This window comes from Enterococcus sp. AZ109 (assembly GCF_051714625.1).
Lineage (GTDB): Bacteria > Bacillota > Bacilli > Lactobacillales > Enterococcaceae > Enterococcus_A.
The window spans coordinates 2,182,655-2,195,511 of record NZ_JBIOSF010000001.1; the positions used below are offsets into that span (position 1 = coordinate 2,182,655).

Sequence of the window (12,857 nt, forward strand, 5' to 3'; positions counted from 1 at the left end):
ATACTATTTCATCAAAAAAAATCGTAGGATTAGACAATATTTGCCATTATTCATGTATCCGCTTTCTTTATACTGGGAGACAGTAAGGGCCCTAAAAAAATAAAGAGGTGTAGTAGATGGAAAGAAAAGTGCAAGAAACAGTTGAACTGTCAACGGTTTCGAAAAAAAGCAGTATGGGTATTGTTTTTGCCTTAATGGCAGGTTATTCGATGGTTTACATGGACAAATCAATGGTGTCAACAGCAATTATTCCCATTGCGCAACAATTTAATTTAGATTCGGGTCAAACCGGTTTGATTATGTCGTTCTTTTTCTTAGGCTATTCATTGATGCAAATTCCGGGCGGTTGGTTAGCCGATAAAATTGGTGCCAAAAAAGTGTTGATGCTGTCCTTAGCGATTATCTCCTTCTTCTCGTTTGCTTTTGGCGCAGTCAGCGGATTAATGCTGTTTATGATGATTCGCTTTTTTGCCGGTGTCGGTCATGGCGGCTATCCGCCAAGTGTTTCAAAAGCAATTACCAATAATTTTCCACAGGAACGACGAACCTTTATCCAATCAATGATTTTGTCTACTTCGGGAATCGGTGGGATCTTAGCCTTCACTCTAGGGGCAAATTTGATCAGCCAGAGCTGGCGCTTAGGCTATCTTGTTTTAGGGAGTCTGTTTGCAGCAGCTTTGGTGTTAGTAGCGATCTTTGTGCCTAAGGACATCCAGTTACCTAAGAATCAACAAGCAGCACGGATTCCTTTTAAAGAAGTAATTGCCAATCGCAATGTCTTAACGTTGTTTGTGGCAATGCTGTTACTGAACTTTTTGCTTTATGGCAACATTTCTTGGCTGCCAACCGTATTGGCACAAAAATTCAATTTGGAGATCACTCAAGTAGGGTACCTACTAGCAGTCAACGCCATTTTCCAGACGATTGCGACAATGTTTGCTGGTGTCTTGCTGTCAAAACTATTCTTAGGGAAAGAAAAACTATTTATTCTAGGTGCCACAGTTATTTCAGCAGTCTTTGTAGTAGTCTTTGTTTTATCAAGCAACCTAGTCATTGCAATGGGCGCACTGATTTTACTAAGCATGATTTCTGTTTCGGCATTTACTGCAATCTTTACGCTGCCGCATAAAATTATGGATGGCTCAATCATTGGTTCAGCCATCGGGATCATCAATACCGGTGGAACTTTAGGCGGGTTCTTAGCACCGATGATTTTAGGTCAATTGATCAACTTAGGTGGCGGTTCTTTTACCATTCCTTTTGGTTTTATGGCATTAGCAAGTATTCTTAGTGGTCTAACAGTATTAACATTAAAAGATAGGGGTTAACAATCATGACAAATCCAAAAGAACAACTCTCACAATTTATCGAAGCAAAGCGCGACAAATTCATCGCAGCTGCTGATCGCATTTGGGAAACACCAGAAACACGTTTTGCCACAGAAAAATCCGTCCAGCCTTTTTATGAAATACTAGCAGAAGAAGGGTTTCAAGTTGAAAAAGGAGTCGCAGATATGGCGCATGCCTTTGTAGCAACTTACGGATCGGGCAAACCGGTCATCGGTATTTTGGCAGAATATGATGCACTAGGAAACTTGAGTCAGATTGCTGATTTAGGTGAACAGCAAGCCGAAGTTCCAGGCGGCAACGGACATGGCTGTGGCCATAATCTCTTGGGGACGGGCGCTCTAGCTGGCGCAGTTGGAATTAAAGACTATATGGCAGCCGATAAGCTTGAAGGAACCATCAAATTATTTGGTTGTCCGGCGGAAGAAAGCGGCTATGGAAAGGCCTATATGGCAAGAGCGGGTCTTTTTGATGAATTAGATGTAGCTTTATCTTGGCATCCGTGGGATATTAGTGGTGCATGGTCCATTAGCAGCTTAGCGGTCTATCAAGTTTATTACCGGTTTAAAGGAGTTTCAGCTCATGCCGCAGCAGCACCCGAACAAGGACGCAGTGCGCTAGATGCAGCGGAGTTAATGAATATTGGAGTACAATTTTTGCGGGAACATATCATTGATGAGGGGCGCGTTCATTACGCCTTTACCGATGCCGGCGGTGAATCAGCCAATGTAGTGCAGCCGACAGCCAGCCTTTATTATTTCATCCGTGCACCTAAAATTGAGCAAGTCGAAGAAATTTATCAACGAGTTAATAAGATTGCGCAAGGGGCAGCGCTAATGACTGAAACAGAATTGACGATTGATTTTGATTCTGCTTGCTACAATTATCTTCCTAACCATGCAGTAACCAAAGCGATGTATAAGAACCTTTTAGTTGAAGGGAAAATGAATCTGACGGATGAAGATATGAACTACGCACAACGATATTACGACAGTTTAAATGATGCTACTAAGCAATCATTAGTTGATCGGGCGCAGCAATTTGCACCAGAAACGGATGCAGCCGAGCTCCAACGCTTAGGTTCGTTACCAATCGCTGAACAAATCCAGCCGTTAGTCTTCTCTGAAGCAACTTCTGGCTCCACCGATGTCGGTGACGTTAGTTGGGTTTGTCCGACTGCCCAAATCTTTATTGGTTGCGAGCCACAAGGAACGCCGGCTCACAGCTGGCAATGGGTAGCAAATGGGAAATCAGCAATCGCTCACGAAGGTCTGCTGGCAGCGGGCAAAACGATCGCGGCAACGGCCTATGATTTATTCACACAACCAGAATTAATTGCCCAAGCAAAAGAAGAACATCAAAAAACGTTGGGAGGCAAGGTCTACAAATCCGCAATCCCAGCTGAAGTAATGCCAAAATAAATTAAACAAAGGGGTTAGCTAATGGAACAGTTAAAGTATACAAGTGTCTTTGATATCATTGGTCCCATCATGATCGGTCCCAGCAGTTCTCATACTGCTGGGGCTGCTCGCATTGGGAAGGTGGTTCGCAAAATTTTTGGCGAACGTCCCGATTCAGTGGATATTTATCTGTATGAATCCTTTGCCAAAACGTATCGTGGCCACGGAACAGATATTGCACTAGTTGGTGGGCTGTTGGGTATGGAGCCAGAAGATCCGTGCCTGAGTGATTCGTTGAAAATTGCTCATGAAAAAGGAATGGAGGTCTTGTTTGTACCAAAGCAGGAAAAATCGGAGCATCCTAATATGGTGCAATTAAAATTGACTCGTGGGGAACACGTTTTAACAGTTACCGGTATTTCAATCGGCGGGGGAAATATTCAAATTTCTGAAGTAAATGGCTTCAAGTTATCCTTATCACTGGGAATGCCAACCTTTGTGATCGTTCATCAAGATGTACCTGGGATGATTGCCCACATCAGTCAGTTCTTCTATGATGCCAATGTCAATATTGGTACAATGTCTGTTTCCCGTGAAGCAGTAGGGGAGAAGGCGATCACGGTTATTGAGACCGATGAGCGCAACGAAGCGATGTTGAATAAAATAAGAAAGCTGGAATATGTTTTCAGTGCATCATATTTCGAATAAAGGAGGCGCCCGATGTTCTACAGTATCGAAGAGCTAGTCGCTCAAAGTCAGAAGTATGACTCTGTTAGTGAATTGATGATTGCGACCGAAGTACAATTAAGCGGACGCACCCGAGAAGAAATTATCCGATTGATGGATAAAAACTTGGCGGTCATGGAACAATCAATCGAAGAAGGCGTAGCGGGTGTCAGATCAGTGACAGGATTAACTGGCGGCGATGCGGTTAAAATGAACAACTATCTAACCTCTGGAAATTTCCTAAGTGGAGCAACCCTTTTAACCGCAGTCAGAAATGCCATTGCAGTGAATGAGGTCAATGCAAAAATGGGGTTAATTTGTGCTACGCCAACTGCTGGCAGTGCCGGAGTTGTTTCCGGTGTTCTGCTGGCGTGTCGGGATCGCTTGAAGTTGAGTCATCAGCAGCAACTTAACTTTCTCTTTACTGCCGGCGCTTTTGGTCTGGTGATCGCAAATAATGCGTCAATTTCCGGTGCCGAAGGGGGCTGCCAGGCTGAAATCGGTTCTGCCAGTGCAATGGCCGCAGCCGCCTTAGTCCAAGCTAATGGTGGAACCCCACATCAAGCCGCCCAAGCTGTGGCGATTACGTTAAAGAATATGATGGGCTTGATTTGCGATCCGGTTGCAGGGTTAGTTGAGGTTCCCTGTGTGAAGCGCAATGCTTTAGGCTCAGCGCAGGCTTTTGTTTCAGCAGATATGGCCTTAGCGGGGATCGAAAGCGTGATTCCGCCAGATGAAGTCATAGAGGCGATGTATCGGGTGGGACGTCAAATGCCAAGTATTTTCAAAGAAACCGCTGAAGGTGGTCTGGCTGTGACACCAACTGGTCAAAGGCTGGCGGAAGAGTTAACAGTTAACGAATAATAGTTTGAAAGTATCAGAGTCAATGGGTTCTGGTGCTTTTTTGAATACAAACACGAATGAAACAATGGGTTTTTGATCGACAGCTTTGATAGAATGTCTCATGAGCATTTTTATCCTTATTTATTTCTTTTTTGTTTCCTTTTTGTTATCAAAGGGGTACTCTATAATGGAAGAAACTTATTTTTAGATCAAGGAGTGGTAAAAATGTGTACGAGTCTTACACTAACCTGTCATGCAGGGCATCATTTTTTAGCGAGAACTATGGATTTTGGGTTTCAACTGGAGGGTAGGCCAGTGGTCATTCCGCGAAATTATACTTGGAGACGGGAGCAAGAAGACCAGAGCACAACGTATGGATTTATCGGTACCGGTAGAAACTTGGGGGAATATTTTTTAGCAGAAGGTGTTAATGAAAAAGGATTGGCAGTGGCAGAGCTGTATTTCTTAGATGAAGCCCAGTATTATGCAGAACCTCAAGCAGGAAAAGTGAATTTGGCACCCCATGAATTTATTATGTGGTTACTGGGTCAGATCGAAAGTATCTCTGAATTGCGAGAACGAATCACTGAAATTCAGCTGGTGGAAGAAGCGATTCCTGTGATGGGCTTTATTCCACCCTTGCATTTTATCGTCACCGACAAAACCGGCGAGACTGTCGTGCTTGAATCAGACAGTGGCGAAATGGTGGTTAAGGATAATCCAGTCGGTGTGATGACCAATAGTCCCGATTTTGGTTGGCATTTGAAGAACTTAAACAATTACTTGAGTATTCAACCGACTAATTTTGCGAGTAAAAAAATTGGGGATTATGCGATCAAACCTTTTGGACAAGGATCAGGGACCTTTGGCTTGCCGGGAGGCTATACTTCACCGGAAAGATTTGCTCGGGCAACCTTTTTACGTGCCTTAACTGATACGGGCGAGACGGTGGAAGAAGGGGTAAACGCCATTTTCAAAATTCTAGATAATGTGACTATCCCTAAAGGTGTGAATATCAAGGATGATGGGGCAATCGATTATACCCAATACCGTGCGGCGCTAGATGTGACAGAATTAACCTATTATTTCAATCCTTACGAATCGCAAGAAGTGTTCAAGATTACTTTAGATGAAGCGTTGCTGAATAAGACGGAACCAACTGAATTTGCCTATGATGCAACTTTCAAAGCGACCGATCTAAATGCACGGTAAAAGCTAGCTACAAAATGCGAAACCAGCGGCTTACTCAAAAAAAGAGCAAGCCGCTGGTTTTTGTGTGCGAGGCATTCGAATGCGATGAATGGCAGTCGTTAAAATGCTGTTTTATGGAGAATGATTAGAGCAGCTAAGGTTACTTAAACGCAGACTCGTTCAAGCTGACGAAAAGTGATTCTTCTTTTCGTCAGTCTTTTTTTGTTTCTACTAACAACAGCGACCTGCCAAAAAAGAGCAGGTCGTTGTTGTTAGCATTTAGTTTTTCCTCAAAAGAATGCTATTAGCAATTTCAATTCATTATGTCCGGCTCATTGTAACTTTCAAAAATTCTTCGTCGTTCGGATCACCAGAACCCCGTTGATTTTTATCAATCGAAGCGATCATAGACATTTCTTCCTCCGTCAACATAAAGTCAAAGACATCGAAATTTTGCGCGATGCGTTCGGCGTGAACCGATTTTGGAATCACGATGATGTCCCGTTGTAGGTGCCAGCGCAGGATAACTTGGGCAACGGTTTTGTCATGGGCTTCAGCGATTTTTACCAAAACAGGATCTTCTAACACATTGCTTTTTCCTTGGCCAAGTGGGCCCCATGCTTCGTGTGCGATATCCATGCTCTTCAAATAGTCGTTTAGTTCTTTTTGTTGGAAATAAGGATGGGTTTCTACTTGATCGACTGCTGGTTTGATTTTAGCAGTGGTCATCAATTTTTCCATATGCGGTTTTTCGAAATTGGATACACCAATGGATTTGACTAGGCCATCATTATATAAGCTTTCCAATGCACGCCATTTTTCATTGTAGCCATCACTAGGCCAATGAATCAAATAAAGATCCAAGTAGTCGGTTTGCAATTTCTTCAAGGATTCATGGAAAGCGGTGATGGTTTCGTCGTAGGTGGTATTGTTGTTCCAGACTTTTGACGTGATGTATAGTTCTTCCCGTTTTACATCACTTTCAGCCAGTGCTTCCCCCAGCCATTCTTCGTTGTGATAGATCGTGGCGGTATCAAAGTGACGATAGCCGACTTTCAGTGCTTCTGCCACGGCTGATTTCAAATCAGCGGCATCTTGAACCTTGAAGACACCTAAACCTAATTGCGGGATCATTTGACCATTGTTTAGTTTCAACTGTTCCATTTGCGAAAACCTCCTAATAAAATTCATTACATCTAAAAGTATAACGCAGGCAACGCTGTGCTGTAACTATTTCGCTTTAACTTCCTTAAATAAATATGCAACAGCTAGATAAACTAGTAGAATTTTTGCCCTAATCGACAGAAATTGTTCTAGCTTGTCAATCAAACGCTTTATCCGAAAGCCTTACCATTGCTGGTTTAGCAGCTCTTTTTTAGCTTGCAAAAACGAACTTGAAAAAGAGTTAAATTTTTTCAGAAATCACAAGGCAAAATACTTGTATTCGTAAAGAAAGAGCGTATAATGACAAGGTGTCACATGACAGAGTGTCATTTGAGAAAATTGTAAGTTAGGAGGGAAGATCGTGCCCAAAGAAACCTTTTATCATTTGGCAAAAGACAAGCAGCAGCGAATTATGGATGCCGCCAAAAAAGAGTTTTCCAGAGTGCCATTAGGGGATGCATCGATTGCCCGCATTATCAAAGATGCAGAGATTCCTAGAGGCAGCTTCTATCAATACTTTGAAGACAAGGAAGACTTGTATTTCTATTATTTTCAAAGTATGCGCCGGAATTTCCAGCAGGAATTAAATCAGGCGATTGAACAGGCCGATGGCAATCTATTTGAAGGATTTGAGCTTTATTTTTCAAAAATGGTCAGGGAAGTACTGCAGGGAACGAACGCTGCATTTTATAAAAATCTGTTTATCAGTATGGATTATCGTTCGTTTCATAAAGTTGCACCTCATTTTGGCAAAAAGCCCCATGCCCCATGCCCTCCAGATCAGCAGCATAAGGAGAATCTACAGGAATTTTACGATCGCGTCGACTTATCCATTTTAAAGGTAGCCGATCAGAAAGAGCTGCAGCTTTTAGTGAAAATGCTGATGCATACGGTTTTCTCGACGATTGCAGAAGGGTATCGTCAAATGCAGGAAAACGATGCGCACTCGATTGATGAAGTCATGGCAGAATTTAGGTTGAAATTAAATTGGTTAAAAAACGGCGCTGTAAGAAGCGCTTCGCAATCTGGCTCAGAGTTAGAGCGTTAGGACAAAGCCAGCTAGTTTGCAAAGCTGGACATCTCAAGAAAGCCGGTAAACGGATAGACAAGGAAGGTTATAAACGTGAAACTATTTAAATATTTACGCAAATATTGGTATGCCATCCTCGCGGCGCTGATTCTGTTAGTTGTTCAGGCCCATAGCGAGCTGACATTACCAAGTATCACCTCAGACATCGTGGATGTAGGGATTCAACAAGGGGGCTTAGAAACAGCCACCCCAGAAAGCATTCGGGAATCCACTCTTTCAGCCATCGAGCTCTTCATGACCGATGACGAAAAAGATACCATTAACAAAAACTACAAAAAAACCACTGAAACAGTCGACGGAAAAGACGTCACTGTCTATGAATTACAGCATAAAAGTGAAGCCAACAAAGAAAAGTTAGCTAAGATCTTTGAACTGCCGATGTTTATGCTGGCTACGTCCCAATCAAAAGCATCAAAGGATGGACAGGCAGCCAAAGAAATTATCGATGAGTACCAGCAATTAGGTACTGAGGGCAAGCAAGCCCAAGAATTAGCCCAAGAAGCGCAAGAAGCTGGAGCCGCAGCCCAAGAAGCTGCCGCCGCTGGTGATTTAGCAACCGCACAAGAAAAAGGTGCTGAAGCTGCCCAAAAAGGCGAACAAGCGCAAACAATTGGCGATGCCATCACCCAAACGCAAAACGAATTACCGGCAAAAGTCGAAGCTGCGCGTAAGGAAACCAAAGAAGGTTTAGGCGATGTCGGTCAAGACTCCATGAAGACTGTCGGAATCCAATTAACCTTGGCTGAATACAAAGCACTGGATAAAGACACAAAACAAATTCAAATGGATTATATGATCAACCGTGGAACCGAAATGCTGATTCTGACCTTGATCGCAGCTGTAGCCGCCATTTTAGTAGGCTTAATTGCTTCCTTGGTTTCTTCTTCTGTCGGTAAGAATTTGCGGATTGGTCAATTTGACAAAATCCTGCAATTTTCCAATACGGAGATGGAGCAATTTTCACCAGCATCCTTAATTACCCGTAGTACCAATGATATCCAACAAATTCAAATGGGATTGGTTATGACCATCCGCTTGGTTCTGTATGCACCGATTTTAGGAATCGGCGGTGTGTACGAAGTGTTTAAAACCGGTACCGGAATGGGCTGGATTATCGCCCTAGCAGTTGGTTTAGTATTGGTTTTAGTGCTGACGCTATTAGGCTTTACGATGCCAAAATTCAAGAGTCTGCAAAAATTAGTCGACCGGGTGAACTTAGTTTCTCGGGAAATTATTACTGGTCTACCCGTTATTCGCGCCTTTTCTCGTGAAAAATACGAAGAAAACCGCTTTGATGTTGCCAATACTAACTTGATGAAAACCCAAATGTTTGTCAACCGCAGCATGTCCATCATGATGCCGATTATGATGCTTTTGATGAACGGAATTTCCGTCTTGATTGTCTGGGTCGGTGGTCATAATATTGACACTGGACAATTGCAGGTTGGGGACATGATGGCGTTCATTACTTATACGATGCAAATTGTCATGGCATTTATGATGTTGTCAATGGTTTCAATCATCTTGCCTCGTGCCAACGTTTCAGCTGGTCGGGTAGATGAAGTATTAGAAACTGAACCGACGATTATTGATCCAGAACAACCACAAGACGATCATGACTTTGAAGGCCAAGTGAAATTCGAAGGTGTGACCTTCCGTTATCCAGATGCTGGTGAAGATGTGCTGCATCATATCAACTTCACAGCCAATCCGGGAGAAACTACGGCTTTAATCGGGTCAACTGGTTCAGGGAAATCCACCGTGGTCAACTTGATCCCACGACTGTTTGATGTAAGCAGCGGCCGCATCACCATTGATGGTGTCGACATTCGTCAAATGAGCTTGCACAAGTTGCATGACCTGATCGGATTTGTTCCTCAAAAGGGCGTACTTTTCTCTGGGAACATTGAATCAAATATCAAATTCGGGAACGTCGAAGGCATTTCCGATGAACAAATGAAAAAAGCCGCACAAATTGCGCAAGCCGAAGAATTTATTGACGGCAACGAATTAGGCTACGAACGGGAGATTTCCCAAGGTGGAACCAACGTCTCAGGCGGACAAAAACAACGCTTGTCGATTGCCAGAGCCTTAGCCAAAGATCCTAAGATTTTGATCTTTGATGATTCACTATCTGCACTAGACAACAAGACCGACATTGCGCTACGTCGGGCATTAGCCGAAAGAGTCAAAGGCATTACCCAAATCATTGTGGCGCAAAAGATTTCAACCATCCTTCATGCCGATAAAATTATCGTCTTAAATGAAGGTCGGATCGTAGCACAAGGCACCCACGACGAACTGATGGAAACATCATCTGTTTATCAAGAAATCGCTTCTTCACAGTTGAGTAACGCCGAATTAGGCTTAGAAGCAGAATAGGAGGGGAAGAAAATGGCAGAAACAAAACAACAACGTCCGCAACGTGGACCAATGGGCCGAGGAATGGGTCCTGGCGAAAAAGCCAAAGACTTCAAAGGTACCATTAAAAAACTAGTCTCCTATATGGCAAACTATAAGATCCCCGTCTTATTCGTGATGATCTTTGCGGCGGCATCGACTGTTTTCAATATTTGGGGACCAAAAATCTTATCCAAAGCAATCACGGAATTGTTCAACGGCTTGATTGAAAAATATCAAGGTACCGGCGATATCAATTTTGATAAAATCGGACACATCCTGCTCTTCATGCTGGGACTTTACTTAGTCGCTTCCGTTTTCGGCATCATGCAAGGCTGGATCATGTCCACCATCACGCAAAAAATTACCTACCGCATGCGGAAAGAAATTTCCGAAAAAATCAACCGCATGCCAATGAATTACTTTGAAAGCCGGACCACCGGTGAAGTCCTATCTCGTATCACCAATGACGTGGATACTCTAGGACAATCATTAAACCAATCAATTACCCAGTTGATTACATCGACCTTCACGATTATCGGGGTCATTATCATGATGTTATCCATCTCGGTGCAGATGACCGGCATTTCTGTTTTAATCATACCGATCTCGTTGATTTTGATCACGGTCGTTATTAAGTTCTCACAAAAACACTTTAAGACCCAACAAAAATATTTGGGTATGATTAACGGTCAAGTAGAAGAAACTGTCGGCGGCTACAACATTGTGCATCTCTTCAATGATGAAGAAAATGCCTTAGCCGAATTCAAAAAGCAAAATGACATCCTGTTCAAATCCGCTTGGAAATCGCAATTCCTTTCTGGATTGATGCAACCAATCATGAACTTCGTTGGAAACTTAGGTTATGTAGCCGTAGCGATTATTGGTGGGATTTTAGCCTACAACGGCACCATCACAGTCGGGGATATCCAAGCCTTTATCCAATACGTCCGCAACCTGACCCAACCAATTGCTCAACTGGCACAAGTATCCAACATGCTGCAATCCATGGCCGCTGCCGCTGAACGAGTATTTGAATTCTTAGGCGAAGAAGAAGAAGCTCAAACTGTCGAAAACCCCGTCAAAATCGGCAAGGTCAACGGCGAAGTTGATTTCGAACACGTCAAATTCGGTTATACACCAGATAAGATTATTATCAACGACTTCAGCAGTCATGTGGAACCAGGACAAACCGTGGCGATCGTTGGACCAACCGGTGCAGGTAAGACCACGATGGTGAAACTATTGATGCGCTTTTACGATGTCAATACCGGCGCCATCAAAATCGATGGTCACGACATCCGCGATTTCAACCGCGCAGATTTACGGGAAAACATCGGCATGGTGCTTCAAGATACTTGGTTGTTCAAAGGCACCATCATGGACAACCTCCGTTACGGAAGACTCGATGCCACCGACGAAGAAGTTTACGCCGCAGCCAAAGCTGCTCACGTAAACCACTTCATCGAAACCTTGCCTGGTGGTTACAATATGGAATTAAACGAAGAATCATCCAATATCTCACAAGGACAAAAACAACTGCTAACGATCGCTCGCGCCATCTTAGCAGACAAACCAATCCTGATCTTGGATGAAGCAACTTCTTCTGTCGATACCCGAACCGAGTTGCTTATCCAGCAGGCCATGAACAACCTCATGGCCGGCCGGACCTCCTTCGTTATCGCTCACCGTCTATCGACCATCAAAGATGCCGATAAGATCCTTTACATGCAAGACGGCGACATTAAGGAACAAGGAACACACGAAGAACTACTAGCCAAAGGCGGCTACTACGCTGCGCTGTATAACTCACAGTTTGATGAGTTGGCGGGGTAGGGTAGATAATAATGAGGACACCAGTGGGATGTTGAGAGACGTTTCGCTGGTGTTTTTTAGTATGAATGAACAGTCGTTTAATTAATCGAGAAAATCATTTGAATGACGGCATCAACGCAATGAAGCAAGAGCTGAGCAAAAGGCAGATGAACTTCGGGTGGCCATCATTGCCTTTGGAGGAATAATCAATGAACACAAAGAAGTTAGTTTGATTTTCCCTCAAACTAGCTTACTTCATTTAGTAAAACTTATTCAAATACAGAACGTATACATGCAATAGATCCTGCGGGAACTAATAGCAGAGATAGTTTAGAAAACTGTTACTTATCCAGTATGATAAAAGCTATTAACGCTTGTAAATATCATTTCGTTTACCGGTTTTAAGAACAAGCACGACAAATTCATTATCGATAATATCAACAATCAAACGAAAACTCCCCACTCGATAACGCCAAAGTGTTTTCTTATCGCCCTCAAGAGCTTTTCCCCATTGTCGAGGATTTTCGGTTCCTTCAATATGTGTGTCTAACCATTTAACTAACCGTTTTTGTATCAGGCTGTCTAACTTCTTAAATTCCTTATATGCTTTTTTATCAAAACTCCAAGTATACATTAGTCGGGAAATACCTCTTTCAATACGTCTTCCCGGGCAACACGTTCATTTTTTTCATTCAGAACGTTGATACCAGCTTCATAATCAAGCGTATCTTCAACCTGTTCCATAATCGCGTTACGCATAAATTCAGAAACACTTACTCCTTCAAATGCAGCCAGAGCTTTCACTTTTTTATAATCTTCTTCAGGTATGCGGATTGTAGTAGTAGTCATAATGGTTCCACTCCTTATATAGTATGATTCGTA

11 protein-coding genes are annotated in these 12,857 nt (G+C 43.0%); 8 read left to right on the top strand and 3 right to left on the bottom strand.

The window, feature by feature from the left end; translation table 11 throughout:
• Positions 1-116 precede the first annotated feature (116 nt).
• From IGI42_RS10425 to IGI42_RS10445, 5 genes are all read left to right on the top strand, one after another.
• Entirely contained in the window at positions 117-1,328 is a 1,212-nt protein-coding gene (locus IGI42_RS10425) for an MFS transporter (RefSeq protein ID WP_438715788.1), read from the top strand.
• Between the two features lie 5 nt (positions 1,329-1,333).
• Positions 1,334-2,767 carry an amidohydrolase gene (locus IGI42_RS10430; protein WP_438715789.1) on the top strand — a complete coding sequence of 478 codons (1,434 nt, stop codon included), beginning with the start codon at positions 1,334-1,336 and terminating at the stop codon, positions 2,765-2,767.
• Between the two features lie 21 nt (positions 2,768-2,788).
• On the top strand, positions 2,789-3,454 hold the full coding sequence (sdaAB, locus tag IGI42_RS10435; RefSeq protein WP_438715790.1) for an L-serine ammonia-lyase, iron-sulfur-dependent subunit beta: 666 nt from the start codon (positions 2,789-2,791) through the stop codon (positions 3,452-3,454).
• Between the two features lie 12 nt (positions 3,455-3,466).
• A complete protein-coding gene (gene sdaAA / locus IGI42_RS10440) occupies positions 3,467-4,336 on the top strand; it encodes an L-serine ammonia-lyase, iron-sulfur-dependent, subunit alpha (RefSeq protein ID WP_438715791.1) in 870 nt (289 codons plus the stop codon).
• Positions 4,337-4,540: 204 nt separating this feature from the next.
• Complete coding sequence (locus IGI42_RS10445) at positions 4,541-5,527, top strand: choloylglycine hydrolase family protein (RefSeq protein ID WP_438715792.1); 987 nt, start codon at positions 4,541-4,543, stop codon at positions 5,525-5,527.
• Between the two features lie 300 nt (positions 5,528-5,827).
• On the opposite strand, the gene IGI42_RS10450 is transcribed toward IGI42_RS10445, so the two are convergent.
• Entirely contained in the window at positions 5,828-6,670 is an 843-nt protein-coding gene (locus IGI42_RS10450) for an aldo/keto reductase (protein WP_438715793.1), read from the bottom strand.
• A gap of 361 nt (positions 6,671-7,031) precedes the next feature.
• On the opposite strand from IGI42_RS10450, the gene IGI42_RS10455 reads away from it, so the two are divergent.
• From IGI42_RS10455 to IGI42_RS10465, 3 genes are all read left to right on the top strand, one after another.
• Entirely contained in the window at positions 7,032-7,718 is a 687-nt protein-coding gene (locus IGI42_RS10455; protein ID WP_438715794.1) for a TetR/AcrR family transcriptional regulator, read from the top strand.
• Positions 7,719-7,793: 75 nt separating this feature from the next.
• Positions 7,794-10,142 carry an ABC transporter ATP-binding protein gene (locus tag IGI42_RS10460; RefSeq protein WP_438715795.1) on the top strand — a complete coding sequence of 783 codons (2,349 nt, stop codon included), beginning with the start codon at positions 7,794-7,796 and terminating at the stop codon, positions 10,140-10,142.
• Positions 10,143-10,154: 12 nt separating this feature from the next.
• Entirely contained in the window at positions 10,155-11,996 is a 1,842-nt protein-coding gene (locus IGI42_RS10465) for an ABC transporter ATP-binding protein (protein ID WP_438715796.1), read from the top strand.
• 346 nt (positions 11,997-12,342) lie between these two features.
• Here the strand turns inward: IGI42_RS10465 and IGI42_RS10470 are convergent, their stop codons facing one another.
• The gene (locus tag IGI42_RS10470; protein WP_438715797.1) at positions 12,343-12,609 is read right to left on the bottom strand and encodes a type II toxin-antitoxin system RelE family toxin; all 267 of its coding nucleotides are present in this window, start codon (positions 12,607-12,609) and stop codon (positions 12,343-12,345) included.
• On the bottom strand, positions 12,609-12,824 hold the full coding sequence (gene relB / locus IGI42_RS10475) for a type II toxin-antitoxin system RelB family antitoxin (RefSeq protein ID WP_438715798.1): 216 nt from the start codon (positions 12,822-12,824) through the stop codon (positions 12,609-12,611). The genes IGI42_RS10470 and relB overlap by 1 nt, the downstream gene beginning before the upstream one ends.
• Positions 12,825-12,857 lie beyond the last annotated feature (33 nt).